This is a genomic window from Pseudoalteromonas sp. SCSIO 43101, from assembly GCF_023650775.1.
Taxonomy (GTDB): domain Bacteria; phylum Pseudomonadota; class Gammaproteobacteria; order Enterobacterales; family Alteromonadaceae; genus Pseudoalteromonas; species Pseudoalteromonas apostichopi.
Map to the genome: position 1 here is coordinate 71687 of NZ_CP072674.1, position 26494 is coordinate 98180.

The 26494-nt window shown below is 41.5% G+C and carries 24 protein-coding genes and 4 pseudogenes; 9 read left to right on the forward strand and 19 right to left on the reverse strand.

The genetic code is table 11. The features are described 5' to 3' along the window. Window positions 1-228 precede the first annotated feature (228 nt). Entirely contained in the window at window positions 229-1446 is a 1218-nt protein-coding gene (locus J8Z25_RS17465; protein ID WP_250662197.1) for a type III PLP-dependent enzyme, read from the forward strand. Window positions 1447-1537: 91 nt separating this feature from the next. Here the strand turns inward: J8Z25_RS17465 and J8Z25_RS17470 are convergent, their stop codons facing one another. The 3 genes from J8Z25_RS17470 to J8Z25_RS17480 all read right to left on the reverse strand — a co-directional run bounded on the left by J8Z25_RS17470 (window position 1538) and on the right by J8Z25_RS17480 (window position 3765). Next, the gene (locus tag J8Z25_RS17470; RefSeq protein ID WP_167657523.1) at window positions 1538-2818 is read right to left on the reverse strand and encodes a flavohemoglobin expression-modulating QEGLA motif protein; all 1281 of its coding nucleotides are present in this window, start codon (window positions 2816-2818) and stop codon (window positions 1538-1540) included. Window positions 2819-2897: 79 nt separating this feature from the next. Next, window positions 2898-3122: a hypothetical protein gene (locus J8Z25_RS17475; protein ID WP_250662198.1), complete on the reverse strand. Its 225-nt coding sequence runs from the start codon at window positions 3120-3122 to the stop codon at window positions 2898-2900. Next, window positions 3091-3765, reverse strand: coding sequence for a TlpA family protein disulfide reductase (locus J8Z25_RS17480; protein WP_250662199.1), 675 nt, complete (start codon window positions 3763-3765; stop codon window positions 3091-3093). Before J8Z25_RS17480 ends, J8Z25_RS17475 begins: the two co-directional genes overlap by 32 nt. 189 nt (window positions 3766-3954) lie before the next feature. On the opposite strand from J8Z25_RS17480, the gene J8Z25_RS17485 reads away from it, so the two are divergent. From J8Z25_RS17485 to J8Z25_RS17520, 8 genes and pseudogenes are all read left to right on the forward strand, one after another. After that, a complete protein-coding gene (locus J8Z25_RS17485; protein WP_130052696.1) occupies window positions 3955-4215 on the forward strand; it encodes a DUF3081 domain-containing protein in 261 nt (86 codons plus the stop codon). A gap of 7 nt (window positions 4216-4222) precedes the next feature. Then, window positions 4223-4522 (forward strand): hypothetical protein, encoded by a 300-nt coding sequence (locus tag J8Z25_RS17490; RefSeq protein WP_130052697.1) that lies wholly within the window; start codon window positions 4223-4225, stop codon window positions 4520-4522. 79 nt (window positions 4523-4601) lie between these two features. Then, a pseudogene (locus J8Z25_RS17495) lies at window positions 4602-6198 on the forward strand (AbgT family transporter). Window positions 6199-6320: 122 nt separating this feature from the next. Continuing rightward, complete coding sequence (locus tag J8Z25_RS17500) at window positions 6321-6491, forward strand: Solitary outer membrane autotransporter beta-barrel domain (RefSeq protein ID WP_250662200.1); 171 nt, start codon at window positions 6321-6323, stop codon at window positions 6489-6491. Beyond that, a complete protein-coding gene (locus tag J8Z25_RS17505) occupies window positions 6469-6741 on the forward strand; it encodes a Solitary outer membrane autotransporter beta-barrel domain (RefSeq protein WP_250662201.1) in 273 nt (90 codons plus the stop codon). Before J8Z25_RS17500 ends, J8Z25_RS17505 begins: the two co-directional genes overlap by 23 nt. Next, a complete protein-coding gene (locus J8Z25_RS17510; protein ID WP_250662202.1) occupies window positions 6710-7288 on the forward strand; it encodes a Solitary outer membrane autotransporter beta-barrel domain in 579 nt (192 codons plus the stop codon). Before J8Z25_RS17505 ends, J8Z25_RS17510 begins: the two co-directional genes overlap by 32 nt. A 73-nt stretch (window positions 7289-7361) precedes the next feature. After that, the gene (locus tag J8Z25_RS17515; protein WP_250662203.1) at window positions 7362-9098 is read left to right on the forward strand and encodes an amidohydrolase; all 1737 of its coding nucleotides are present in this window, start codon (window positions 7362-7364) and stop codon (window positions 9096-9098) included. A gap of 19 nt (window positions 9099-9117) precedes the next feature. After that, window positions 9118-9642 (forward strand): protein tyrosine phosphatase family protein, encoded by a 525-nt coding sequence (locus J8Z25_RS17520; RefSeq protein ID WP_250662204.1) that lies wholly within the window; start codon window positions 9118-9120, stop codon window positions 9640-9642. A 25-nt stretch (window positions 9643-9667) separates the two neighbouring features. On the opposite strand, the pseudogene J8Z25_RS17525 reads toward J8Z25_RS17520, so the two are convergent. The 16 genes and pseudogenes from J8Z25_RS17525 to J8Z25_RS17600 form a co-directional block, all read right to left on the reverse strand. Beyond that, a pseudogene (locus J8Z25_RS17525) lies at window positions 9668-11915 on the reverse strand (carbohydrate binding family 9 domain-containing protein). 199 nt (window positions 11916-12114) lie between these two features. Then, a complete protein-coding gene (locus J8Z25_RS17530) occupies window positions 12115-13416 on the reverse strand; it encodes a DEAD/DEAH box helicase (RefSeq protein ID WP_250662205.1) in 1302 nt (433 codons plus the stop codon). A gap of 67 nt (window positions 13417-13483) precedes the next feature. Next, complete coding sequence (locus J8Z25_RS17535) at window positions 13484-13915, reverse strand: excinuclease ABC subunit A (RefSeq protein ID WP_250662206.1); 432 nt, start codon at window positions 13913-13915, stop codon at window positions 13484-13486. After that, entirely contained in the window at window positions 13916-14746 is an 831-nt protein-coding gene (locus tag J8Z25_RS17540; protein ID WP_130052706.1) for a MipA/OmpV family protein, read from the reverse strand. Next, window positions 14743-15969, reverse strand: coding sequence for a beta-ketoacyl-ACP synthase (locus J8Z25_RS17545; RefSeq protein ID WP_250662207.1), 1227 nt, complete (start codon window positions 15967-15969; stop codon window positions 14743-14745). The genes J8Z25_RS17540 and J8Z25_RS17545 overlap by 4 nt, the downstream gene beginning before the upstream one ends. Next, window positions 15969-16694: a 3-oxoacyl-ACP reductase FabG gene (gene fabG, locus J8Z25_RS17550; protein WP_250662208.1), complete on the reverse strand. Its 726-nt coding sequence runs from the start codon at window positions 16692-16694 to the stop codon at window positions 15969-15971. Before fabG ends, J8Z25_RS17545 begins: the two co-directional genes overlap by 1 nt. Next, entirely contained in the window at window positions 16691-17146 is a 456-nt protein-coding gene (locus tag J8Z25_RS17555) for a hotdog family protein (RefSeq protein WP_130052709.1), read from the reverse strand. The genes fabG and J8Z25_RS17555 overlap by 4 nt, the downstream gene beginning before the upstream one ends. Then, on the reverse strand, window positions 17133-18296 hold the full coding sequence (locus J8Z25_RS17560; RefSeq protein ID WP_250662209.1) for a beta-ketoacyl-ACP synthase: 1164 nt from the start codon (window positions 18294-18296) through the stop codon (window positions 17133-17135). The genes J8Z25_RS17555 and J8Z25_RS17560 overlap by 14 nt, the downstream gene beginning before the upstream one ends. Before the next feature lie 2 nt (window positions 18297-18298). Next, window positions 18299-18850 (reverse strand): DUF3261 domain-containing protein, encoded by a 552-nt coding sequence (locus J8Z25_RS17565; protein ID WP_250662210.1) that lies wholly within the window; start codon window positions 18848-18850, stop codon window positions 18299-18301. After that, window positions 18838-20079: an NAD(P)/FAD-dependent oxidoreductase gene (locus tag J8Z25_RS17570; RefSeq protein ID WP_250662211.1), complete on the reverse strand. Its 1242-nt coding sequence runs from the start codon at window positions 20077-20079 to the stop codon at window positions 18838-18840. The genes J8Z25_RS17565 and J8Z25_RS17570 overlap by 13 nt, the downstream gene beginning before the upstream one ends. 19 nt (window positions 20080-20098) lie before the next feature. Next, entirely contained in the window at window positions 20099-22303 is a 2205-nt protein-coding gene (locus tag J8Z25_RS17575; RefSeq protein WP_250662212.1) for an MMPL family transporter, read from the reverse strand. Then, window positions 22300-22818 carry a LolA family protein gene (locus J8Z25_RS17580; RefSeq protein WP_130052714.1) on the reverse strand — a complete coding sequence of 173 codons (519 nt, stop codon included), beginning with the start codon at window positions 22816-22818 and terminating at the stop codon, window positions 22300-22302. Before J8Z25_RS17580 ends, J8Z25_RS17575 begins: the two co-directional genes overlap by 4 nt. After that, window positions 22818-23244: pseudogene (locus J8Z25_RS17585) on the reverse strand (acyl-CoA thioesterase). The gene J8Z25_RS17580 and the pseudogene J8Z25_RS17585 overlap by 1 nt, the downstream one beginning before the upstream one ends. Further along, window positions 23237-24826, reverse strand: a pseudogene (locus J8Z25_RS17590) (HAL/PAL/TAL family ammonia-lyase). The pseudogenes J8Z25_RS17585 and J8Z25_RS17590 overlap by 8 nt, the downstream one beginning before the upstream one ends. After that, a complete protein-coding gene (locus tag J8Z25_RS17595) occupies window positions 24786-25754 on the reverse strand; it encodes a lysophospholipid acyltransferase family protein (RefSeq protein ID WP_250662213.1) in 969 nt (322 codons plus the stop codon). The pseudogene J8Z25_RS17590 and the gene J8Z25_RS17595 overlap by 41 nt, the downstream one beginning before the upstream one ends. Continuing rightward, window positions 25754-26491, reverse strand: coding sequence for a glycosyltransferase family 2 protein (locus J8Z25_RS17600; RefSeq protein ID WP_250662214.1), 738 nt, complete (start codon window positions 26489-26491; stop codon window positions 25754-25756). The genes J8Z25_RS17595 and J8Z25_RS17600 overlap by 1 nt, the downstream gene beginning before the upstream one ends. Between the last annotated feature and the right edge of the window lie 3 nt (window positions 26492-26494).

Below are 26494 nucleotides of genomic sequence, written 5' to 3' on the forward strand. Positions count from 1 at the left end.
ATGAATTTCCTAAAAAAAAGCTTGCACAATAAAAAAAGCAGATATATTATCTCGCCGCTTCTTGATGATAGCCAATCCGAGTACATTACAAACACTGTTTGTAGCAAGGCGATAGAGCAACTATCCAAGAGTGAATTTGATTGCACATAACAATAAGTGCGTTTAATGACACTCAACTGACTCGGACTCCCATTTTCCCGAGCTGTTGCTTAATTGCCGGAGAGTAAAATGGCTATTTCTACACTAACACAAGATTTAACAATCAAAGTACCTGCAGCTGCGGTTGCTGCTAATGAGTCAATTGCACAACCATCAATCCAACTTCTTGAACAATTAGTTACACAACATGGCGCACCTCTAATGGTGCTTGATTGTGAATCTGTTCGTCATCAATACCGTGCATTAAGCCGTGCTTTACCAGGTGTTGTTTTACACTTTGCACTAAAGCCACTTCCTCTGGCGGCGGTTGTTCGCACTCTTTTAGAAGAAGGTGCAAGCTTTGATTTAGCAACGAGCGGTGAAGTTGACTTAGTAGCAAGTCAAGGCGTGCCAAGTGATCGCACTATTCACACACACCCTATAAAGCGTGATCGTGATATCCGTGATGCACTTGAATACGGTTGTAACGTATTTGTGGTTGATAACATCAATGAATTAGAAAAGTTCATTGCTTACAAAGATCAAGTTGAATTACTTGTGCGCTTAAGCTTTCGTAATGCAGAGTCATTCGCTGACTTATCGAAAAAGTTTGGTTGCAGCCCAGCAATGGCCATCGAAATCATTACTTACGCGCAACAATTAGGTATTCGCATAAAAGGTTTGTCGTTCCATGTTGGTTCACAAACAGCGAGCCCAGCTAAATACGTAACAGCAATAGCTGCATGCAACCAAGTAATGAATGAAGTAGCTGACTTAGGATTACCAGCGCTTAGTACACTTGATATTGGTGGTGGTTTCCCAGTGCCATACAGCAAAGACGTGCTGCCAATTGATGAATTTTGTGCGCCAATTAATGAGGCGTTAGCACTGTTACCAGAGACAGTTCGCGTGATTGCAGAACCGGGTCGTTTTATTGTTGCAAGTGCTGTAACTAGTGTTGCATCGGTAATGGGCCAAGCAGTTCGTGAAGGTAAGCCGTGGTACTACTTAGATGATGGTATTTATGGCTCATTCAGTGGTTTATTATTTGATGAAGCATCATACCCAATAGAGTCGTTAAAACAATCAAACGAGCGCGTAGAATCAGTATTAGCAGGCCCTACTTGCGACAGTATCGACGTAGTGAGTGAGTCAATCATGCTACCAAAATTAGACAATGGTGATTTAATTATCAGTCGTATGATGGGTGCTTACACATTAGCAACCGCGACAGATTTTAACTTCTTCAAGCGTGCAAACGTTATCATTCTCAATGATGTAGTGCAGGTTGACGCACTTACTGGTTAATCGTTTCCTCGACTAAAAGCATGTAAGGCAACATGCTTTAAAACTGAAAATGCAGCTGCTCATTCCAGCTGCATTTTTTTTGTGTATTTGTTTAAAGAAAGAGTGGTTTGTAATCGTTTTCTAACTGTTCAAACGACAAGTTGCCAATAAAACGACCAAAGCTCAACCAAGTTGCTAAGCCTCGTAAGTCTTTAAAGTGTGGTGGAATAAATTTAGGATCTTCAATGACACCTAAATCATGTAACTGTGATATCAATCTAAAATCATCAATTGAGATTTTACCGACCAATAATAAGTGCAATTGATCAATGCGACCTAATTGTATTGCCACACGAATAAGGTTATACACTAAAACGAAACCTTTGATATAGGCGATATCTTTGGTAAAAGGTAATCCCGTTGCTGTACTTCCTCTAAACACGCGTTGAGTGAGTGTATAGCTGTCGTCTTTACTTAAACCTTGAGCTATATAGTCGCGATAGATATCAACAAACTCAGCACCATCAATGACTTTCGTAATACCTTGAATACGATTAACTAATTTTGCTAAACGTCGAGGCGTCGATTTTAAGGTAATAATTTCGGTCAACACAGCAAGCCCTTCTTGGGTGACCGTAGAGCTAGGTGTGCCTTTACTCAAACAGGTTAAATAAGGCTGTGCTAAGCCATTTTGGGTCGTACCTACATGGATCCAGCCTTCATGCACTTCTAGAATATCAAGCTCACGCTGGGAAAACTTAACATCTTGATTAAGTTTTATATTATTTGCACCAGCTGCAGCATCACTGACAATACCGTCACTAAGAATGACCTCAACATCGATACCTGGCATCGTTTGAGACACTTGTGATGCGAGAATTTTAACTGCATCTTCGGCATCTATATTTTTTGGATCATCAGGCAATATATCGGCATCAAGCATACTCTTTAGCGGCTGCTCAAGCATGGTTGCAAGCTCAGAAAGTGAAGGCTCTCCAGCATGAAATAAATCTTTAGGATGACCAAACAACTCAACAGATAGATCATGAAACTCCGGGGTACCACGATACTCAATCATACTGAGTACGGTTTTATATTCAGTACACATCTTGCTCATGTATTGGGCGATTGGATTTAACTGCCCTAATTGGCTGATGATATCGCGATTTAAATCAGAAAAACCTCGGCGCAATTCGCTTGGTACAAAACCAAGGTCACGCTGTTGGTAATAGGCTTGATCAATCGTAGGGTTTTTCTGGCATTTGTGCTTAAAAAACTCTTCTTTGATTTGTTTATCCCAATTGATTGCATCAAGGATACGAATGGGTGTTTGCAATGCAATTAATCGGTCTGATAATTCGCGTGTTTTTGCTAATAATGCCTTATCAATCATGCTCTAGGCTCACTAAAAAATGAGCCTAGAGCATAGGCTAAATTTACATAATTACAAAGCAAAATTAATCAGTTTTTAGCTAAAATTTAGCCTGCTTAGAAACTAATTTTCCATCGCTGTATATAAGCAGATTTGGTACCGAATTAATGTCATTTTTGATAAATAAATCATTACCATAATCGATTGAAACGGGCATGGTTGCAGAGAATTTATCAACATATTCTCGCACTGCAGTTTGATCGGTCCACAACTGACTTACTTTAACCTCGACATCAATCCCCTTGCTCCGCCAACTTATTAACATGTTGCTGTGCTAATACGCACTGCTTTGCCATAGCAGGGCGAGTGTCGGCCAAGTACCAATCACACCACGTTGCGGTGAAAAGCACTACTTTTTTGCCTTTATTCGGAATAACCAAAGGCGTTGCTTCACTTTGCTTTTCACCAAGTAGCCGCGCTTTTTCAACTTTGCCATTGTGTGATAACAAACGTAACGTGTTATCAAGCGCTTTATCAGCTTCGTGACCTTGAAAAATCACTTTTTCATCGCTATCAATTAGCACATGAAAAGGGGTACCCATAAATTCATAGTGTTTAGCAACCTGAGCTGTGAGATCAGTAAATAATGGCATGCTAAGTGAAAAACGTTCTTTAACCTTAGCAACAGAGTGTGCATCATCATTGAGGTCGATATTTATCGCCACAAATTGAATTTTATCGCCATATTGTTCGTAAGCATGCTGAAAATGCGGCATCTGCTCCATACATGGCTTGCACCAAGTTGCCCAAAACTTTAAATAAACTGGTTTTTTGCCTAAGAAACTTTCAAATTTGACGATTTGCCCTGCTTCATTTTCTAAAATAAGCGTGTCTGTATTCGCTGATATTCTTTGGCTTACAAGCATCAAGCCTGTCAGCAATATCATGAGGAAAAACTTATATTTCATAGTGCGTTCCTTAAATAAAACCAAGCGTAAGCGTAATGTAAGCCAAAATATTGTAAATTTTCGACATCTGCTGGCTAAATGCAGATTTAATGATTTATCGCAAAGTAGAGGTTAGAAACACTCAAAACATTAAAAATAGCACTAAACTTTTTATAGATATGAAACGTATTGCACAAAAAAGGAGTCATCATGAAAAATGAGCTAGACGGTAAATTAATTCTTTCTGTATATGAGAAAATCATTCAACACGGTGAAGATCATGAAGATGGGAAGCTATACGAAGGTATTTGTGCTTTTTCCGATATCGATGGTTATACCGTATATCTTAAAGGCAGTGGTGTGTTACTTCGCTTTGGTTTTCACAATACCTACCACCTTGACTACCAACATGAAAAAAACAAAGAAGACTTTTTAAAGAAAGTGCTATATATCGCAGAGCAGGAACCATAAATAGATAATGAAACGACGGGTAAAAACTGAGTCAAAGCAACAGCAAGCGTTTATCAACCAAGTTATTAATGAACTTAAAAATAACCCTGATAAGTTAGATATCATCCGCGATAATCTTAGCTACTATCGAGAACAACAGTTCCTCAAACGTGGTTTTCTGCTTGCTATTGAGCGATTTGACTGGGTGTTTGAAGCAAGTAACGATGTAGACCAAATCTGTGCGCAAATTCTAGCCGATGATTACATTGGTAAACGTTTGCGCCGCTATCCCTTGCTATACAAGGGCGTATTGGAACGTACCTATTAGCTTTGCCCACCGCTAAAACATGATCTGTCCGGTAAAAAATGCTAGGTTAGCGCCATTTTGAAATAACGAGAAACTGGACATGTCAAAAACTATAAACTCTCACAATACCCATGAGGGTGGCAATAATGGGTTGTTTAACCGATTTTTAGCCACCGTTGAATTTTTGGGTAACATGCTACCCCACCCTATCACATTATTTGCAATGTTCTGCGTTGCTATTATTGTTTTTAGCGGCATCGCCGATTGGTTTGGATTAAGTGCTATCGACCCACGTCCGGAAGGCGCTGCGGGTCGCGACCCTGATGGTGTCATTGAAGTTGTCAGCCTACTTAGTGCAGAAGGCCTCCAGCGTATCGTTACCGGTCTTGTTACCAACTTCACCAGTTTCGCACCACTTGGCACGGTACTGGTTGCTTTATTAGGCGTAAGTGTCGCAGAGCACTCAGGTTTACTCTCAGCTGCTATGCGTGGCATGGTGATGGGCGCATCTAAAAGGCTCGTTACTTTTATGGTGGTGTTTGCTGCGATTTTATCAAATACGGCGTCAGAGCTTGGCTACGTGGTACTTATTCCATTAGCAGCGATGATATTCCACAGCCTTGGTCGTCACCCACTTGCCGGTCTTGCTGCCGCATTTGCTGGTGTTTCAGGTGGTTACAGTGCCAACCTATTGCTAGGCACCATTGACCCGCTACTTGCAGGTATCACAACACCTGCAGCACAAATGATTGATCCAAATTACCAAGTTGGCGCAGAAGCAAACTGGTATTTCATGATGATCTCTGTATTTTTAATTGCCATTTTAGGCACTTTCGTTACAGAAAAAATCGTTGAACCACGCCTTGGCAAGTACAACCCTGAAGAAGCAAGCAATGATTTGCCAAAGAATGACATTGCTGGCCTAACCGATAAAGAAAAGTCAGGCCTTAAGTGGGCGGGTGTTTCACTGTTAGTGGTGTCATTATTACTTGCTTGGACAATTGTTCCTGAAGACGGCATTTTACGTAACCCAGAAACAGGCCTTGTTGCACACTCGCCATTTTTAAAAGGCATTGTGGTATTTATCTTTGTGACTTTCGGTATTCCGGGCTTTGTTTACGGTCGCGTTGTTGGCACTATGAAGAACGATAAAGATGTCATTGATGCCATGAGCAAAAGTATGAGCTCAATGGGTATGTACATTGTGCTGGTTTTCTTTGCCGCGCAATTTGTTGCTTTTTTTTAAATGGACTAACCTAGGCACAATTTTAGCTATTAACGGCGCCGCTCTTTTACAAACACTGAACCTAACTGGTCCTGAAGTATTCGTGCTATTCATTTTAATGTGTGCATTGGTTAACTTAAGCTTGGGTTCTTCATCCGCACAGTGGGCGGTAACTGCACCTATCTTCGTACCAATGTTAATGCTAATAGGCTACGCGCCAGAAACCATTCAAGCTGCATATCGAATTGGTGACTCGGTTACTAACCTCATCACACCAATGATGAGCTACTTTGGCTTGATACTGGCTGTAGCAACTAAATATAAGAAAGACATGGGTATTGGCACACTGGTTGCGACCATGCTGCCTTACAGTATGATCTTCTTTGTTGGTTGGGTAGCGTTATTCTACTTGTGGGTATTTGTTCTGGGCTTCCCAGTTGGCCCTGAATCACCGATTTATTACCAGCCTTAATCTCTTCTCAAAGAGGTGTAAAAAAGCCAAGCTTTCATAAAGCTTGGTTTTTTTGTACCTGCTGTTGTCGCAATCTAACTTTACTTCTATTATTAACATATTAATTTTCATTATTATTTTGCATGAAACTATTATTTAAGCTGTGGATATTACTACAAGCTTTAAGTACATTTAATTTATATGCCAGCCCAACTAAGCAACTCGAAACTGCATTTGCAACCTCCTTAGTTTTAACTGATGGTGACAGTATTACCTTGGGGTTTGGTGATTTTGATCCGCAAACATTGTTTTAACTCGCAACATGCTAGTAAAGATGAAGACAGTATCGCACTTAGAAAAAAACTCAAACTCTACAGCATTCCTTATACATGGCAGCTTGATGAGCCAATTTATCAGCACAAACTAAGTTTGACCGGTAGAGTCAGCTATTTAAATCAATCAGATTTTATCTCACTGTATGACAATGTCGCTGACGACTATATTTCAGAAACGGTGTATAACAGCATGATCGGTGTTAATACAGAGAAAGCGCTTTGGATCTAAATGGTCATATCAACTTGGCTTTAACAGTCACTACTTACATTACAACAATGATTACGAGTACAACTCGCCCGAATCTAGACGTAATATACAGCCTTTAGCTGATAATCTTTACACCAACCTAAATAGTAATGCACTAGTACTAAATCCAAATGCGACCATGATTTATCGCCTGCCAAGGCACTGGGGCTATTACGAATACAAACTTAACTTTAATTACTATTATGGCTGGGCCTTGTCTCACCCTGACGGAATGAGTAATGCAGCTCCTGAAACTTGGCGTACACTCAATGGAATTAAAGCTAAGTTTAACATGTTTAAAATAGGCCTTTTTGAGCAAGCTTTTTATATTAAAGGACAGCGAATTGATTTAGGTGGTGATGGTCGTATTGCATTTTCTACAGATCACTTTTATGAATATGGTATCGGCTTTTTATGGGACAGTAGAAAGTGGACGTCATGGTTTGACAACTTTGGCATTGGTATCAACATTCACAACGGTAGTAGCCTCGATGGTGCAGCTATAGTCTTGTACTTTAATGAAATTTAAGTCTATTTTTTAAAGACAAAATTTTTAAACAGACTATATTCTTTGACATAATTAAAATTCATGGAAGATTTAAATGAAACATCACCTCGCAATCGCTTGTTCATTACTTGCCTTAACGGCTTGCGATAATCGCCCTGAACAAACAGCTAAAACGCTACCTCTGCAAGTGAGTGCTGCAGATACCATTTATTATGGTGGCGATATTCTTACAATGACTGGCGATGAACCAGAATATGCACAAGCAATCGCTACCCAAGGTGACAAAATCATCTTTGTGGGTGATAAAACTAAAGCCCTTGAGTTTAAATTTGGCAAAACAAAGCTGATTGATTTACAAGGAAAAACCTTGATGCCAGGCTTTGTAGATGGTCATAGCCATGTCTACGGTGTTGGTTTGCAAGCCATGGTAGCCAATGTATTACCTAGCCCAGATGGTGATGCCAATAGTGTTGAGCAAATCGTTAATATGCTTACAGCCGCACAAAATAACCCTGATTACACCACATTTATTGAAAAAACCGGCGCTATCTTAGGCTTTGGTTACGATGATGCTGAGCTTGATAGATACCCGACTAAAATGGACTTAGACCGCGTTAGCACCGAAAAGCCAGTGATCATCATTCATACCTCGGGGCACTTAAGTGTTGCAAACAGTAAAGCTTTAACTCTGGCTGGCATCGACGAAAACACAGAAAACCCTAAAGGTGGGCTAATTCGTCGTATGGCGAACTCACAAGAACCTAATGGGGTGCTCGAAGAAAACGCACACTTTGGTTTACTGTTTAAACTCATGCAGTCGTTTGATCCTGACTTACAAGATTTAATGCTACAAGAAGGACAAAAGCTCTACACAAAATACGGCTACACCACAGCGCAAGAAGGCCGAGCAACTCAAGAAGCCTATGATTCGATGGTAAGAGCATCAAAGGCTGATAAATTCGTGATTGATGTGGTTGCGTATGCTGATATGGCCACCAGCAGCAGTTTTATGGACTCAACCTATAACAGTAAACACTACACAAATCATTTTCGCATTGGGGGTGTAAAACTTAACTTTGATGGCTCACCGCAAGGGAAAACTGCTTGGTTATCTCATCCATACTTAAAAGCACCTGAAGGCCAAGAGCAAGGTTATGCAGGCTACCCTACTTTTAATGATGAACAAGCTTATCAATATGTAGAAACGGCCTTTGCCAATGGTTGGCAAGTGATGACACATGCAAATGGTGATGCCGCCGTTGAGCAATTTTTAGATGCTGTTGAAAATGCCAATAACAAGCTTGGTAAAAAAGACAGACGCCCTGTACTTATTCATGGTCAGACAATTCGTCAAGATCAGGTAAATCGCCTTAAAGAGTTGGGCATATTTCCATCGCTCTTCCCAATGCATACCTTTTATTGGGGCGACTGGCATGTAAATTCGGTACTTGGTCACCCCCGTGCCGATTTTATTTCACCCACTCATGCGGTTCGCAAGCAAGGATTAATGTTTAGCACCCATCATGATGCGCCAGTGGCTCTACCAAATGCACTAAGGGTATTAGATGCAACGGTTAACCGCACGACCCGTACAGATAAAGTATTAGGTCCTGAACAACGTGTTTCTGTGTATACTGCACTACAAGCAATGACGACATGGCCGGCGTATCAACACTTTGAAGAGACCTCAAAAGGGCAATTAAAACAAGGGATGCAAGCTGATTTAATTATCCTTGATAATAATCCGTTGAAAATAAAGCCTGAAGAGCTTCATAACTTACAAGTGTTAGAAACCATTAGCCGTGGTAAAACCGTTTACCGCAAAAATTAAACTTAATAGAAGGAATAACATGAAGAGCTTCATATTATTAGCGTGCGCTACTTTACTGTCTTTTTCAGTATCGGCAGCACAAACGACCGCTACACAACTGGATATTCTAAATCTAAAGGCCCAGTCTGAGCATGTATTAACCTCAGGGCAGCCCAATCAAACCGATTTTGCCAAGTTAAAACAACTCGGTGTTGAGAACATCATTAACCTACGTGGTGATAACGAAACAAATTGGTCTGAGCAAGAATTAGTGACTGAGCTTGGCATGAACTATTACCATATTCCTGTGCAATCTAAAGCTGATATTACGATTGAAAATGCCACTAAGCTTCAGGCCTTACTCAATGAGCATCAACAACAAACCACCTTACTTCACTGTGCTAGCAGCAACCGTGTTGGCGCTCTCGTTGCGCTATACAATGCCATAACCTTAAAAAAGCCAATTGATGAAGCTGTCGAGATTGGTAAGCAGTGGGGCTTAAAAAGCCTTGAAGGGGTGGTAAGAACTAAGGTAAAACGAAGAAGTTGGTCAGCCATAAGCTGACCAAGTTTTTATTATATTGCTTCAGCTATAGCTGCCATGCATAGCTTAGCTTAGTGAAGAAGGTGCGTTGATCACGCTCAAGACCTTCCAACGAATCGTCTTGGTATCCTTTATCTGAATACCCTAAATAAAACAGTGTTTGTGAGTTAATCTTGTACGAATACACTAACTGACTACCATAATCGCGGTTAGTTTGGCTTACATCAAATCGATAAGCTTCGTTGTTTCGATCGACATCTTCAAACTGCAAAACGAGTTTCAGCATTGAACGCATATTAAATTTATAATAAACGCGTAGATCCGTTAAGTTAGCAGTATAAACACGCTCATTTTGCTCGTTATCTAGGTAGCTGTAGCTGTGCTCTAGTTGCACCTGCCAATGATCGTTAATATCCCACGTCATCTCAGGTTCAATGCGGACCATTGTACCTAGAGCTGCATTACTGTAGTCAATTTTTGCTGCCATATTGAGCATATAATAAGAAACGGACATCGCGGATGGGTCTAAAACCACCGTAGATATAGCCTATGTTTTGATTAAAAAACTCACCGGCATAAAATTCATTACGATGGATAAAGCCAATTTCTGTTTGCGATTGCATCTTACCTTTAAAGGTAAAAAAGCCATCATATTCTTCTTCAAGTAAGTCGCCATTTTGCGCCCAAGTTTTATCCCATTCAGCATTATAGCTGTACTCAGTGATTGCATCATCAGCATCACGGTACCAGGTTTGCCCACCACCTAATTGTATTTGCTCGTAATCAACTTTAGCTTGGTAACCTAAGTCTGAGCGGTATTCTTTACCTATATTTTCGTAATTAGCATAAACTTCGTAATCACGCTTAGTTCTAGTAAATTCAATAGCATAAGCTTGATCTGATTGATTTTTATCAACGCCATAATAATCAACTAAAAATTCTGAGTTAGTGGTATCTGTGCTTGCTACTTGATACTGCAAACTATCTGATTGATTAAACCAGTAGCTGCCATCTAAAGATAACACCGTATTATGATAATCATCATTTTCACGGTGAGTGCTCATCACACCAATTGTGCCTTTTTGGCCAATATCAAACTGATAGCGCCCTGCTACGGCTTGAGTTTTATCTGCCAGATTAGCAAAGCCAGAACCTTGATTCGTCGGAAGTAATACACTAGTGTTCTGATCGTCAGCGTACATAAAGCCGTAGCTGTGCGCGCCGGTTTTACCTGTTAATTTTAAACCTACATCAGGTTCAGCAATCATTCGCGTATATAAAAGCTCTAGTTGGCTGGTATTAAAATAAGAGGCGCCATCTAAAAAGAATGGACGCTTTTCAGCGTAGTAAATTGAGTAAGTAGTATTTACATCAAGTTCAAGTGGATCGGCCTCGACCTGCGAAAAGTCAGGGTTAATGGTGGCATTAATAACCGCATCTTGCGTCACACCCCAACGTAAGTCCAAGCCCGCTTCAGTATCAATATCGCCATTTTGCCAATCACCAGGCACTGCGTCTTTGGTATCATGGCGAAGCGCAGTTAAAGTTGGCGTAAGCTGAATGTTTTGGCTTTCAGTCATGTTGGCAAAGCCTGTTAGTTTATCAAACTGACAAAAGCTACATTTTACATCTCTGTCAAAACCAACATTCGACATTTGATAAAATACATCACGCGGGTAATTACGCCATACAGCAAAACTCCACGTTAACTCAGCTTGATCTTTTGGAAAGCGAAGAGCAGTGAACGGAATACGCATTTCAACCACATAGCCATCGTTATTAATTTGCCCTGCACTATCCCAAATGGCATCCCACGATGGGTCTTCCACCCAATCGTCAATATCCGTCATGCGCATATCCCCTTGCGCACCTAGTGGATTTACATAAAACTCATAACCAGTTCGTTCATCGTTGAACGTATCAATCATCAAGGCAACATTGTCATCTTGCCAAAGCGTGTCGCGGTCACGAAGTGCAGCACGAATTTGTGAAGGGTCATCATCTTTTGCAATAAAGCCAACATACAAGTATTTACCATCTTCATACATATAGGCATCAGTTTGTACAAGCGGTGTGCCTTTTTCGGTTGGTTCATTTTGATATTTTAATGACACTTTTGTGGCTTCTTGCCAATGCGGTTCATCCATTACACCGTCAACGCTGATGGACTCTTTTATATGGGCAAGGGAGAATTGCGCTTTATCATAGGCATTGGCATAAAAAGGCACACAGACAACACCAAGCAAAAAAGTAGGGGTGATTATTTTTTTTATAATTCTTTTTAAGTACTGCATAAACATCCATTTAGACACTGACGCGTTAGAAACGCTACTTGACTGATTTCAAAGCGATTGTAATTCAGCATGGTACATTTGTTAATCTAATTCTGCATTTAACACCATAAAAATTAACAAAATACTCCGTTCGTACTATATATAGAGCCAAAAAAAGCCCCATTACCAAACAGCAATGGGGCTTTTTGTAGAAAATTTATTACTTTTTAAGGCTTAGTTTATTGCCTTTCAAAGATTTGCGAACATTTGCGATGCGTGAACGGTTTTTCGCACGAGCCTCGCCAGTTGCCTGACCTGAAGGCTTGTTTGTGCGACTGCGGCGTAAATGTGATGGCTTTTTAACTATTTTATCAATCAATACATCACGGTTACTTACTTCGTAACCAGGTAAAACAATACGCTTAATACGCTGACCAATTAACTTTTCGATATCGAATAACGTGTTTTCTTCTTCACGGCTCACAAACGAAATTGCTTGACCCGGCTTACCCGCACGACCTGTACGGCCGATACGGTGAACGTAGTCTTCTGCAAGCCAAGGTAGGTCGATGTTAATCACACGTGGTAAACCTTCAATATCAATACCACGGGCAGCTACTTCAGTGGCTACCAGTACGCGAACTTTACCTTCTTTAAATTCACGTAAAGCACGGCGGCGATTACCTTGTGTTTTATCGCCATGACAAACAACTGCAGGAATACCATCAAGATTCAGCTCTTTGACAAGCTCATCAGCGGTTTCTTTCATGTTTACGAAAACAAGTACCTGCTGCCAATTTTTCTTACCAATCAATTCAGATAAAAGCTCTTGCTTACGACGTTCTTCAACTGGATAAACAACGTGTTGCACTGTTTCTGCAGTACTGTTTGTTTGATCTACATGAATGACTTCAGGCTGCTTTAAAACTTTACTTGCAAACTGTTTAATTGCAGCTGGAAAAGTTGCAGAGAACAGTAAGATTTGACGCGCTTCATCACAGCCATTGATAACATTTTGCATATCGCTGATAAACCCCATGTCTAGCATGCGGTCAGCCTCATCAAGCACTAAATGATTCACTTTAGCTAAGCTAATGTTACCCAAACGAAGTTGGTCAAGTAAGCGGCCAGGTGTTGCAACTACAATATCGACACCCGCTTTTAAGTCATTAGCTTGGCCTGCAAGATTAACCCCACCAAAAAGACAAACAGTTTTTAATTCCGTGTATTTGGCAAACGCTTTAAAATTATTGGCTATTTGCTCTGCTAATTCACGAGTAGGCGCTAACACTAGGGCACTTGGCGCATTCTTATCACTAACAGCAGATTCTGATAACTTTTGAATAATAGGCAATGCAAAAGCAGCCGTTTTACCGGTGCCTGTTTGCGCACTAACAAGTACGTCTTTGCCTTTTCTTACCGCAGGAATTGCACTACGTTGAACGGGAGTAAGCGTTTCGAAATTAAGCTCTTCTAATGCCTGTAAAAGCTCAGAAGAAAAACTAAATGATTTAAAATTCATGCTGTATAACCTGCGGCCATCATATCAAGGGTCGCAAATTATACAGAAAAAAAATGACTTTAGTTAGTTATAACTTAACTAAAGTGCCTTTTAATGCCACACCTGCGATAAATGTACCCGCACCACATTGATATTCGGTTTGGCTAACAAACTCACGTTTCTTGTAGTACGACTGAATATTTACAACCGCATTCATGCCTTCACGTACAGCACGCTCTTGTAATGCTTTTAAAGCACTAAGCATTACCCACTCACAGGCTTCACGGTCCGTTTTATTAAACGCGTTGGTTTTCTTATTGGTGATAACTTCACCATACTTAGTTTTAATGGTGTTATGACTTTGATCAGCAAAGTAAAGTGGAATATCTAACAGTGCTTGTTTCGCTTTACTGGTTGCAAGTAATGCTTGTATAGGTAGGGTTTGTATATCATCACGTGCAAAACTTTTTACTGAAAACAAACAAGCAACTAAAACACATGTAAGGATAAATAATTTCATTTAAAAATTCCTTCTATAAAATTTCCAAGCAACCCCAAAACCGACCGAAACATTATAATCTTGCTTCACTAGCGGGCTTGCATCTTGTTGACTGTCAGCAAGGTGATGATATTTAACAAAACCACCTAACCAATACTTTGGTGTGTCAAAATGTACCCCAATTGATACATCAGCACCAGAAAAACCTGAACGGCTTGAGTATGCTTGGCGAGTTTCATTGCTATGTAAGTCACTCACCCCATAGTAGTAATCAAGGTATTTATCGGTAGCAAAGTTGATATTGCCACGAAACGCTAATGAAAATTGTGAATCCGCCTTTTCGATGATCGGCACTCGATAATACACACTTGGTCCATAACGCCAACCAATATCATCAATACCAGAGAAATCCGTTGCAATGGCTTTGCGTGCAAACAGGCTTAAATACAAGTGCTGTTTAGCGTTTGGTTCACCTATTAGGTAGTAATTAAGTGAAGGCCCTAATTCAAACACCCAATCTAGATCATCCATACCTTCTCGGGCTTTATTGTCTTCACTGTCAACCGCAAGCCCCACATTGGCAGATAAATCTAAATGAAGATTTTCTTGTTGCCACAAAAAACCAGTGAAATTGTTGCGGTCGATGGCCATTTTATCGCTTTGATAACGAAAATAAGGCACAGGCAATAAGTAGTGCTCACTTTCATCCGATCCCAAATAATGTGGGATATCAGCATAAAACAGGCCAGCGCCTAGCTCCATTTTTGCAGCACCTTTTTCTGCACTATCTTCTGCAGCATAAGCATTAAAAGTTAGAACAAATAAAATACTTAAAATGCAGCGGTTGATCATGCTTGCCACTTTTTAAAGATTAACGACGTATTGATGCCACCAAACGCAAAATTATTACTCATGATGTAATCTGTTTGCATTTCACGGCCATTACCCTTGATATAATCTAAATCAGCGCACTCTGCATCGACATCAGTTAAATTGATAGTAGGTGCAAACCAACCATCATTCATCATATTAATACTTGCCCATGCTTCAATGGCACCACACGCTCCTAAGGTGTGACCTAAATAGCTTTTTAATGAGCTAATTGGTTTCTTCCCAAGGGCATTGAAAGTCGCCAGAGATTCCGCAATATCACCACGGTCCGTTGAAGTACCATGGGCATTTACATAGCCAATCTGACTAGCAGTAAGCTGTGCATCATTCAGTGCCATTTCGATAGCTACTTGCATTGTTTCTGCAGTGGGCTGCGTGACATGTTGACCATCTGAGTTACAACCAAAACCGACTAACTCAGCATAAATAGTCGCTCCACGGGCAACAGCGTGTTCATACTCTTCTAAAATGAGTGTGCCCGCGCCTTCACCAATAACGAGACCGTCACGATTTTGATCAAATGGCCGTGGCGTGCTTTTCGCAGCATCGTTTTTGGTGCTTGTAGCATATAAGGTGTCAAATACCGCGGCTTCAGTGATACACAACTCTTCTGCACCACCAGCAACCATGGCTTTTTGACGGCCATACTTAATGGCTTCGTAGGCATAACCTATCCCCTGAGAACCTGATGTACAAGCTGAGCTAGTGGTGATCACTCGGCCTTTTAAACCGAAAAAGACCCCTACATTCACAGGCGCCGTATGTGCCATCATTTGGATGTAACTAGTTGCCGTTACGCCAGTCATTTCACCAGTTTCCATCATTTTCGCAAAAGCCAATAATGGTGGCGTTGACCCCGTTGACGAACCAAAGGCAATACCTGTTGAACCATCGGTTAGACTTGGGTGTTCGAGCAGACCAGCTTCTTCTAAAGCAAGCTCTGTGGTTCGCGTCGACATCATAGCAACGCGCCCCATTGAGCGAACTTGTTTGCGTTTGTAGTGGCTTGGTTTACTAAAATGAGTAACAGGTGCGGCTAATCGAGTGTTTAATTCTGGCGCAACATCCCAGTCAGTCATGTACTGAACGGCATTTTCACCTTTTTGCAAAGCTGATTTAAATTCGCCCCATGTATCACCTAATGCGGTGATAGCAGACATGCCTGTAACAACAACGCGCTTCATTACACCATACCGCCATTCACAGAAATAACTTGGCGTGTGATATACGCGGCGTCATCTGAGCATAAAAATGACACCGTGCCAGCCACTTCACTAACTGAGCCCATACGTTTTAATGGGATCATTTTTAGCATTTCATCAACTGGTAAATCGTCTGTCATTTCGGTTTCGATTAATCCAGGTGCCACACAATTAACGGTAATCTTACGCTTAGCAAGCTCGAGCGAAAGCGCTTTTGTCGCACCAATTATGCCCGCTTTCGCTGCACTGTAGTTTACCTGCCCGCGATTACCAGCAATCCCTGACACTGATGCCATAGTTACTATACGTCCACCTTTACGACCTTGCACCATTGGCATCACGGTTGGATGAACCACATTGTAAAAACCATCAAGGCCGGTACGGATCACCTTATCCCAGTCATCACCTTGCATTGCTGGAAACGCCATATCATTAGTGATACCAGCATTACAAATCACGCCGTAATAAGCACCATGCTCAGCGATATCTGCTTCAATTTGTTGTTTAGCAAGCTCTCTGTCGCACACATCAAATTGCAATAAGCTTGCGTGGCGACCAAGGACACTAATTTCTTGACAGGTTTGCTCTGCTTCAGCCACACCACTGCGACAATGAACAGCGATATCAAAGCCATCGTTAGCTAATCTAAGAGCGATTGCTTTGCCTATTCCGCGGCTTGAGCCTGTTACTAAAATACGTTTTGTCATTGATTTTCTCTTATAAACTGCATTGGGTCCTGTGGTTGAAACACATTAATTTTAGCTTCTGCTAAGCATGTTTCATCGCTGTGAATTTGACACTCAAATACACTCAACCCTGATTCTTCTTGATATAATTTTGTGACCGATACTTTAAGCGTCTGCTCGTTTTTAAATACCGGGGCATAGGTTTTATATTTGCGCGTACCAATTAAAAAGCCAATTTGAACTTCATCCCCTTTGTCCTTTGCCAGCGCACCAGCGTAGGCCGCGATAGTTTGCGCCATATATTCACAGCCAATATAACTAGCAACTCCATTTAAGCTCTCGTCATAAAACGGGCTGTGTGAACTAATATCAACTTCGCAGCAACCTGACTCTTCGCTGTAATTACTGAGACGATTGAGCAAAATCATTGGTTTTCTGTGAGGGACTACTTGCTCAATTTTATAGTGATTCATTTAGATGTCCTAATACTACACTGACATTATTGCCACCAAAGGCAAATGAATTTGATAAACAGTGATTAATTTCTGCTTTTTCTGACTGCGTTATTAAGCCAATTTCAGCTAAAGAGTCATCCTCAGTAACCTGATTCCACACTAAATCATTAAACTCTGGATAAGCTAGGTATAACCAACATAACCCAGCCTCTAAAGCACCGGCGGCTCCTAAAGTATGCCCGGTTAAATGTTTAGAGGAGCTCACCTTGGTATCTTTGCCAAACACTTCACTGATTGCCAAAGATTCCATTGCATCATTTTGCGGCGTTGCTGTCCCATGAGCATTTATGTAGTCGATATCTGATGGCCTTAAATTCGCGTCTTGTAACGCCATTGTCATAGCAGCGATTGCACCAGAACCATCAGCAATCGGAGCTGAAATATGATGGGCATCAGAGCTTTCACCACCACCTAAAAAGGCGATACTTTGTTTTGTATGCTGCTCTTTACTCATAACAAATAACGCTGCGGCTTCACCAATATTAATGCCTGCTCTGTCAGCGCTAAATGGCTTACAAATTTCATCACTGATAGAAGATAACGAATCAAAACCATTGATAGTGAGTTGGCATAAACTATCTACGCCACCACAAATCACCACATCGGCTAAATCGGCACTAAGTAAGGCGCGAGCACTAATAAGCGCCTTGGCACTTGAACTACACGCAGTTGAAATACTATAACAGGGCCCGTTTGCAGCGAGCTTTTTGGCAATGTAATTGGCCGGAGCGACGAGCGCTTGGTCGTAATAATCAAATCCCTCTGGCCACTTTCCCTGCGCCGCATGGGATTTTCGGCCTCTTTCACCTTCTTGAATGGCTGCAGTACTAGTACCAATAACCACTGCAATACGGCTGCTCGGAATGTTTATGCTTGCTAATGTGTCTGCAATTTGCGCCAGCGCTAAATCGATTAGCTGATAAAATCGCATTGACGCTGTTAATGGCAACTCATTAACCAAGCCGACAAAGGTTGGACGCTGCTCAAATGCAAGCGACGTCACCTCTGTGAGTGTTTGTTTAGGTTGTAAGCTGATACTTTGCATTGTCTGTTGGTGACCAACCCCCAATGCACTAACAATACCTAAGTCGTTAAGCCAAAATGGCATAATCAATTAACCCTTTGAAATTTAATTTTGTAATTTCGCTGATAGTTTACAAGTTCTGTTGCACCGTCTAAATAGCGAATTTCACTAATTAACTGCTCACCCTGATATAAACGTCGCGTCGTTCCTTGTTCAACTAGGTTCAAGCCATAAAGTTGCGAGTTCAGCACAGTAACCGGCCAGTGCACAAGCATGATATCAGCGAGAATATAACGAGGATCAACAGCGTTGATTGGGAGCATTTTTTCGCTTTTAATTGGCCCAAGTGGCGCTTTCTCTAATTGAAAAATAGGCATACCTTGAGCTGTCATAACAGCCAAGTTAATACCCGTTTCACTGTTTAAACTCAGCTGCGCTAGTAACGTATACTGCTCATCACCATGGCGTACTTCAAGTACTTGCTGCCAATTATCAGCAACTAATGACGGCGGTGGATCAAGCAAATAAATTCCTGCATTTGGCGCTAAATCAACGCCCGTTTTTACAGCAAATTCACTGGCACAACTAGCCACTAATATGCTCAAACTTAAAAGCAAAGAGCGTGTTAATCGCGACATAATTCAACCAACGTATTTAAGCGTTTGTTGCTTTGCTTTACAAATGGGTTTTGTAAATCCCAGGCATAGCCTGCAAGAATAGCACTGATCATCTCGCGAATTTGTTGGTTTTTCTCACTGTAAAAAATCACGTCTTGAAATGAGCCATCATACCAAGCACTGACGTAGGTTCTAAAGCAATTAACCCCTTGTTGCAAAGGCTCACTGTAATCGTTTTTGAAATCAACTTGCTCCCCACGTAAGTAGCTATCAACTAAAGGAGAAACCAATGACGCTGATTTTAATGCAATCGTCACCCCAGATGAAAACACCGGATCTAAAAACTCACCAGCATTACCAAGTAGTGCAAAATGCTCACCATACAAGCTCGACACATTAGCAGAATAGCCTTTGATAGCACGCGCTTCGCCAATTGCTTCACGATTGGCTAATAACTCACTTAAATAGCTGTCTTGCTCGATAAATTCATTTAAGCCAGCGAGTGGTTGTTTATCCTCAAGCTGCTCTGGTTTACCAACTACACCAATGCTTGCCGTACCATCACTAAATGGAATCAACCAATACCAAATATCTTTATGCTCTGGATGAACATTAATTAAGATTTTTTCACGGTCAAACTGGGGATCGCTAATATTATCTTTAAAATGGCTGAAAAAAGCCCAGCGTACAGGGAAATTTGATGCTGACTCTAAATCAAGTAAGCGAGGTAATACTCTGCCAAAACCACTGGCATCAAGTACAAAACGCCCTTTAATTTGATAGCGTTGCTGGTTTTCATCTGTAACATCAAGTAAAGCGCCATCTTCACAATCGGTGTACGCAAACACGCTATGCTGGTAACGTATTTCAGCCCCCTGCTGCATGGCACCATCGGCTAAGCATTTATCAAAGTCCGCACGTTTTACCTGAAAAGTCGTGCCAGGGCCTTCGCTAAATTTTTCGGTAAAATCGATCGTTGTGTGGTCGCCCCGACGCTGAAACGCAGCACCATTTTTAAACTGAAATCCACGTGATTGTGCCTGTGCTTGCACCGTTTGCTCAAGGCCTGCTTCTTCTAAAAAGCTCATGCACTGGGGTAATAAACTTTCACCAATCGAAAAACGAGGAAAGGTTTGCTGCTCTAACACCACCACATGCCAACCTTTTTTCACCAGTAAACTGGCAGCCACGGCTCCTGAAGGGCCAGCACCAATAATAACAACATCGGCCTGTTGAACTTGATTATTCACCTATTATTTTTCCTTATTTTTAGGTAATGCAATACTGAGCGGCGCCAGGATATAGATACAAACTAGCCCCACTAATACCGTTAATCCGAAACTGAAAATGGCCGGCGTTTTTTGAAACGGCCAACATGCCAAATACCCACATCGATGAAGCCGCTGATAAACTAATTGCAAGCACATTGCTAGGACTTAAATTATTAACTTGATAAAACACCAAATAATCAATTGCCAAGGCTAATATCAATAAACAGCCTAACAGATTAAAAATCGATAGCTGAGATTGCAGCGCACTGCAGAGCAGCAGTACTGCTGAAGTTGTTAGTATAAGCACTAAAATTTGCTTACATGCTGTTTTAAAACCAAATTTAACGCTAAAAAGTAATAACGCAAAGATCATCGCAATAGCCAGTGTCACCAGTAACGAATTTGAGTAATGGCTTAAACCTTCGCTTATCATCGCAACTTTATCGTAAACAATTAAGTCTGTAGAAGCGTTGGCCAAATCCTTAAGCTCGGATTTATTTACACCGGTTACCATAAACCAGCTTGCGGTGAGTGTATTGTTTGAGATCACTTGGTTAGCGATTAACGGCGCTAATGGTGAATTAAGTGCCGCGTTTAAATCAAGCATTGATGTTGAGAGCTCAACAGGCGTCCCTGTCATTTGGCTAACCACACTCATGGCTTGCTGGGCCGAATGTAATTGCTCGTAGTTTTGTTTTTGCAATTGCTTACTAGGCACTAAGTCACTAAGCATCAATACGTTACCATTGAGCCCAGTTATTTTTGTCTTGAGTGTTTCTTGTTTTTCTAGTAATTGCTGCGCATTATCGGCAAATAAAATCATGATTTGCCCATTATCTTTACCTAATAAAGACATATGCAGCGCTTCGTTTTGCATTAAATCCGCAGGACTTGCATTTAGCAGCTTTACATCATCATTAATCACAGGGGGTTTTAGTAAGGCAAAAGCACTCAGAAACACTAACATCAGCATGCTGAGTGCAGCGCGATAATGCGTTAATCGTTTTAAATAACCACTTAAGCAGTTAGCTAATCGATGCGCAGCAGTGTTAATGGTTAAGCCAGCTTGCCAATAAGGCAATAAAATACGGGTGCAAAGCCAAGCTGTAACTAGCCCTGCAACAACAAATACGCCTACTTGACTGAGTAACTGTACTGGTGAGAAAAACAAACTCGCGTAGCCGAGTGTGGTGGTTAGTAACGACAACACCAGTGCCAGTTTGAGCCCTTGGCTAAAACCTTGCGGCTGCTCGGTTAAATCAAGCATGCCATGAAATGCATAATCAATGGCAATACCAATCAGCGTCACTGCAAACACCATGGTTAATACATGCACCTGACTAAAAATACTGATCAGCGCAATGGTGCCGCCAATAGCGGCGCTTATCACGGTTACAGAGGCCAGCCACAATGCATTTATCGAGCGAAACACCCACACCACCATCACAATAAGCGCCAGCAAGCTCACCGAACCAAACAAGGTCATTTCAAATTTGGCTTGCTGCGCATTTGCTGCAGTATGAAATAAAGCACCGGCATAGCGAATTTGTGTATCGGGATAGCGGCTTTCAAGCTCAGCGATATAGGTAACTATCTCATTACTCAAAGCTATTGATTGATTTATTGAAAAGGCATTGTCAGTACTTTGCACGAATAACATTAAATACTCATCACCTTGATAGTTAATGTTAATTCGGCCATCTTGCAGCTCAAATTGCTGCATGTGCGCCATTGCCTCGGATAAGAACCCCGCTGTAGCAAGCGTAGGGTCTTGGTTGATAGTACTTGAAACAAAAGGATCAGCGACTTTACTCAACTGATTAAAGTAATACTGTTGAAAGCGATTAGCATCGCCAATCGCTTGCTTATATTCCTCGGAAACTAAATGCCCTGCGTACTGACCGTAAAATGCTGCCAACTGGGATATTTCTGGTAACTTAAAACGAGGCTCAATGTGTTTGCTCGCCAGCCATTGATGTAAATCATCATAAACTTTTACTGCATTCTCACCACGAAAAGAAAAGCTCAACTGCTGTTTGTTAGCTGAAAAAAAGTGTTCTTCAACTTGCTGTAAACGCGGCTTTGACTTTGGCAACAAAGCCAAAATATCATTATTCAACGTAGGCTGTTTTAGAATAAAAACAACCACTAAGGCGCTAACTAATAGGCTCAGCCAAGCGAGCGTTAGGCCCCATGCTTTCACTGTTTTTGCTCATTGTGAGGATAAGCAAAGCGTAATACAGTAAAGTTACCATTTGCTTCTTGAAGACGCACACGGCTCACTTGCTCTGCTGCTACACATAATTCGAACTGACTAAATAGCTGCTTTAGCAGGTCATCTTTAGGTAATAAAGTCTGACAACCGGGCTCTGCATGGTCTGTCATCGTAAATTGCTCAGCAAGCGCCACTTCATCATGCTTTAAAATTGCTTGCAGTAAATTAACGTAAGGCTCAGCGCCTTTTTGTAGCTGCGGCTCATCTTGAGCGTTAAGGGTATATACTTGCCCTTGCTTAATTAATAGCGTGCTTTTAACCGGAGACTCAACCTGCCAAGTGAGGCCATCTTCAGCAAGTTCAAACGAACCTGTTGATATAAAAGGTTTACTAAATCCTTTAAAATGCTTCTCTTGGCTAAATGTGCCTTGCTCTGTCACTGCGCTTGATGCAAACACAGGAAAAAAAACTAGCACACTCAGTAACAACACGCTTAATCGCATTAAATCACCTTTTGAAGTTTTTCATGTAAAACAGGCGGCGAAACAAACTGCATTTTCTTTTTTCTCTATATCAACCGCAACTTGGATAGTCGTTGCTTTGGTTAACTTTTTACCTGTAGCGCAATCAGTGATTACGTAATCGATACGTAATCGTGTTTCATATTCTTTTAAGTACGCATCAACGCGGATTTTTTGTGTGAACAATGCTGAGCCGACGTACTTAATATGCATGTCAATAATCGGCCACGCATAGCCAGACTCTTGCATTTGCACATAGTCATAGTCAAACAAACGCAGTAATTCGCAGCGTGCGACTTCTAAATAGCGCGGGTAATTACCATGCCATACCACATTCATTGGATCGCAATCATGAAAAGGAATTTCAATCTCAACATGAGTGCTCAGCAACGAGCCACGACTATGCATATAAACTCCAACGTTTTGTTTGAATAGCGTCAACCGTATAGCGAAGAACAGCTTCTAGTGGACGGTCTTCATCAAGCAGCGGGAAAAACTCGCTAATGTCTTGATACATACTTTGTACATCACTAGTTAAACTAGCAAACTCAAGCTCACCACTGTTAATACGTAAACGTAGACCTTGAATACTCGCGAGCAACGTACTAGCAACAACTTGTTCAGTAAGCTGCAATATACGTAAACAATCTCGCGCTGCTATGGTTCCCATACTCACTTTATCTTGGTTATGATACTCGGTCGAACGAGAAAACACACTCGCTGGCATGGTCAGTTTTAGCGCTTCAGCAGTGTACGCACTAGCACCGATTTGCACCGCTTTAAAACCATGGTTAATGTAACGGCGCTCATCGTTACTTGCCGATAGATTAGAGGGTAACCCATTGTTATAGCGTGTATCCACTAACGATGCTATTTGTCTGTCAGCTAAGTCTGCTAAATTTGCCACAGCCGTTTTCATGCTATCCATCACCATTGCAATATGGCCACCATAGAAATGGCCACCATGCAGCACGTGTTCACCTTCACCATCAATAATTGGATTGTCATTCGCCGAATTTAGTTCATTTTCAATCATTTGCCTAAACCAAGGCAAACTATCTTGAAGAACACCAATAACATGTGGGGCACAGCGAATTGAATACCTATCTTGCAAGCGGTCAGCGTTACGCGGGTGCTCTACATGGTTTAAGTCTCCACGGATCCATGCAGCTACTTGCTGTTGCCCTGGATGTGGCTTCACCGAAAACAAAATATCATCAAAGTGATGACTGTTACCTTTTAATGCAAGGCTTGCAAGGGCTGTTATACGGCTGGTCAATTTAACTAAGTAATCTGCTCTATCATAAGCAAGACATGCCAAAGCTGTCATCACGGCCGTGCCATTCATGACTGCCAGCCCTTCTTTTTCGGGCGCAGCTTTAATGGCTTTAAGCCAAGTTCTTGCATCACCTCTAGACTGTTTTTAATTTCGCCTTTGTAATACACATCGCGCTCACCAACCATGGCACCGGCTACATACGAAAGCGGGGTTAAATCACCACTGGCTCCCACCGACCCTTCTTGCGGAATTACCGGTACAATATTGTGATTTAAAAAGTCACGTAATAAGTTCAACATATCCCAGCTAACACCAGAATACCCCTGTGAAAGCGAGGTTAAACGGGTCGCTAAAATAGCGCGTCCTTGGGCTAGATTAAAAACATCGCCAAGGCCACATCCATGAAAACGAGTAAGATGCAGTGGTAGCTCATTCACTAAATCAAGCGGCACTTTTACGGTTACCGAGTCGCCATAACCTGTGGTAACGCCGTATATCACGCCATCATCTTCAAGCAACTTATCTAAAAACGCTACGGCGCTGTCTATTTTATTCGCAAATTGACGGTCTGATGTTAACGCTACAGCACCTTTGCTCTAATGCAATATGAACAATATCTTCAATCGATAAACGCTGCTCGCCAAATACGGTAGTCGTGTGCTCTGACACCTTAGTTCTCCTTGTTTTGACCACGAGACACTTGCTCGTCATTTTGCCAAAAATCATAAAAATTAAACCATTGATACGGATAGGCCGCAGCGTAAAAACTGAGCCTTTGCGCATAATCGCTAACAATTTGTTGTAATGTTTGTTGTCTCGTTTTACGCGGTAGAACGAGTTTGTCGGCGTATTTTTCAAAAATCACGCGGTAAAATATTTCGCCATTTGGCTTTTTATCTTTTAAACAAAACAGATGAAACACCGGGCAATCTAACAGCGCAGCTAAAATAAATGGCCCTTGTGAAAAAGGGGCTGGCTTACCTAAAAAGTCAGCTTCGATTACTCTTCCTGTGGTGGTGGTACTGGTTCTATCACCGACAATCACCACTATTTCACCCTGCTCGACTTTTTCTTTAAGCATAATCGCCATATCTGGGCCAAGATCGGTTACTTGAACGAGGTTTACCGCAACATCCGGATTAATACTTTTCAGTAATTTATTAAACTCAACGGCATGATGAGTAAACACCAATACATTAATCGTTTTACTGTTTCTGTGTTGGCTAAGGGCCCTACATACCTCTAAGTTGCCAAGATGCGAGCCGATAAAAATAGCCCCTTGCTGTTGCTCATCAAGTTGTTTAAAAAGCGCTTCGTTAGTGTAAAGAATGTTATGTTGCTGTATTCGCCCAAGCCAAGCATCTATTTTGTCAAAAGCGCTGTCTGCAAAGCAGCAAAAATGACGAAAGCTGTCACGCCAAGTAACGGCTTTACTATTACCATTCACCTTACGCGCTTGAGTTAAGAATGTATGTGATGCTTGGCGGGCAGTTTTGCCTGTTAAAAACAAATAAAACACCACTGGAAACAGCACCAGCCACAAGCCTTTACGACCAAATACGCGATAACACACAAGCAATATCTGCATGCCAAAGCGATTGCCACGTTCTTGCATTTTTGACCAGTGCTTTACAGCCATTAGCCAGCCACCTTACGCCAAAGTAGCTTAGGTGAGCGTAGCAACATGCCAAAGAATAAACGCGTATGTAGCCAAGAAATTCCCACGTTATCGTGTAAGGCTCGAAAGTGAGATACGCCATTTTCAGGGTAAATGACCTGGGTTGGCAAAAACGTGACTTTTACACCTTGCCAATAAAGCCTGACCAAAATCTCGATATCAAAGTCCATGCGCTTGCCAAGCGGTTGCTTTGTCATTAATTGTTCAACAGCTGCTAATGGATAAACCCGGAACCCACACATTGAATCGACAATATCAAAGCTTAGGGTTTCCACCCAAACCCAAAAATGGGTGATATAACGGCTCAAATAACGGTGCTTAGGCACTGAGCTGTCATAAATTGGACAACCGCTGATCACTTTTTTCGGTGATTCATTACTCAGTTCAATCAACTTACTAATATCTGCTAACGAGTGCTGACCGTCTGCATCAACCTGAATAGCATGGCTAAACCCTTGTTGATAGGCAGCCAACAACCCAGTTTGAACGGCCCCACCCTTACCTTGATTTTGAGCATGGCTTATCAAGGTTAAAAAGTCGTACTGAGTGTCAAGCTCTGCAAATACTTGCTTGGCATCTTCGTCACTACCATCATCAACCATGATAATTGGCAGCTGTAATTCTTTTAGCTCGTAGATTACAGCAGCGATAGCATGTGTATGATTGTAATTAGGAATAACAATACAAAACTGGTTCATGGC

Excerpts from the sequence above, each read along its gene's own strand:
- J8Z25_RS17465 (WP_250662197.1), top strand. The coding sequence starts at position 229 with ATGGCTATTTCTACACTAACACAAGATTTAACAATCAAAGTACCTGCA.
- J8Z25_RS17470 (WP_167657523.1), bottom strand. The coding sequence starts at position 2,818 with ATGATTGATAAGGCATTATTAGCAAAAACACGCGAATTATCAGACCGA.
- J8Z25_RS17475 (WP_250662198.1), bottom strand. The coding sequence starts at position 3,122 with ATGTTAATAAGTTGGCGGAGCAAGGGGATTGATGTCGAGGTTAAAGTA.
- J8Z25_RS17480 (WP_250662199.1), bottom strand. The coding sequence starts at position 3,765 with ATGAAATATAAGTTTTTCCTCATGATATTGCTGACAGGCTTGATGCTT.
- J8Z25_RS17485 (WP_130052696.1), top strand. The coding sequence starts at position 3,955 with ATGAAAAATGAGCTAGACGGTAAATTAATTCTTTCTGTATATGAGAAA.
- J8Z25_RS17490 (WP_130052697.1), top strand. The coding sequence starts at position 4,223 with ATGAAACGACGGGTAAAAACTGAGTCAAAGCAACAGCAAGCGTTTATC.
- J8Z25_RS17500 (WP_250662200.1), top strand. The coding sequence starts at position 6,321 with ATGAAACTATTATTTAAGCTGTGGATATTACTACAAGCTTTAAGTACA.
- J8Z25_RS17515 (WP_250662203.1), top strand. The coding sequence starts at position 7,362 with ATGAAACATCACCTCGCAATCGCTTGTTCATTACTTGCCTTAACGGCT.
- J8Z25_RS17520 (WP_250662204.1), top strand. The coding sequence starts at position 9,118 with ATGAAGAGCTTCATATTATTAGCGTGCGCTACTTTACTGTCTTTTTCA.
- J8Z25_RS17530 (WP_250662205.1), bottom strand. The coding sequence starts at position 13,416 with ATGAATTTTAAATCATTTAGTTTTTCTTCTGAGCTTTTACAGGCATTA.
- J8Z25_RS17535 (WP_250662206.1), bottom strand. The coding sequence starts at position 13,915 with ATGAAATTATTTATCCTTACATGTGTTTTAGTTGCTTGTTTGTTTTCA.
- J8Z25_RS17540 (WP_130052706.1), bottom strand. The coding sequence starts at position 14,746 with ATGATCAACCGCTGCATTTTAAGTATTTTATTTGTTCTAACTTTTAAT.
- J8Z25_RS17545 (WP_250662207.1), bottom strand. The coding sequence starts at position 15,969 with ATGAAGCGCGTTGTTGTTACAGGCATGTCTGCTATCACCGCATTAGGT.
- fabG (WP_250662208.1), bottom strand. The coding sequence starts at position 16,694 with ATGACAAAACGTATTTTAGTAACAGGCTCAAGCCGCGGAATAGGCAAA.
- J8Z25_RS17555 (WP_130052709.1), bottom strand. The coding sequence starts at position 17,146 with ATGAATCACTATAAAATTGAGCAAGTAGTCCCTCACAGAAAACCAATG.
- J8Z25_RS17560 (WP_250662209.1), bottom strand. The coding sequence starts at position 18,296 with ATGCCATTTTGGCTTAACGACTTAGGTATTGTTAGTGCATTGGGGGTT.
- J8Z25_RS17565 (WP_250662210.1), bottom strand. The coding sequence starts at position 18,850 with ATGTCGCGATTAACACGCTCTTTGCTTTTAAGTTTGAGCATATTAGTG.
- J8Z25_RS17580 (WP_130052714.1), bottom strand. The coding sequence starts at position 22,818 with ATGCGATTAAGCGTGTTGTTACTGAGTGTGCTAGTTTTTTTTCCTGTG.
- J8Z25_RS17595 (WP_250662213.1), bottom strand. The coding sequence starts at position 25,754 with ATGGCTGTAAAGCACTGGTCAAAAATGCAAGAACGTGGCAATCGCTTT.
- J8Z25_RS17600 (WP_250662214.1), bottom strand. The coding sequence starts at position 26,491 with ATGAACCAGTTTTGTATTGTTATTCCTAATTACAATCATACACATGCT.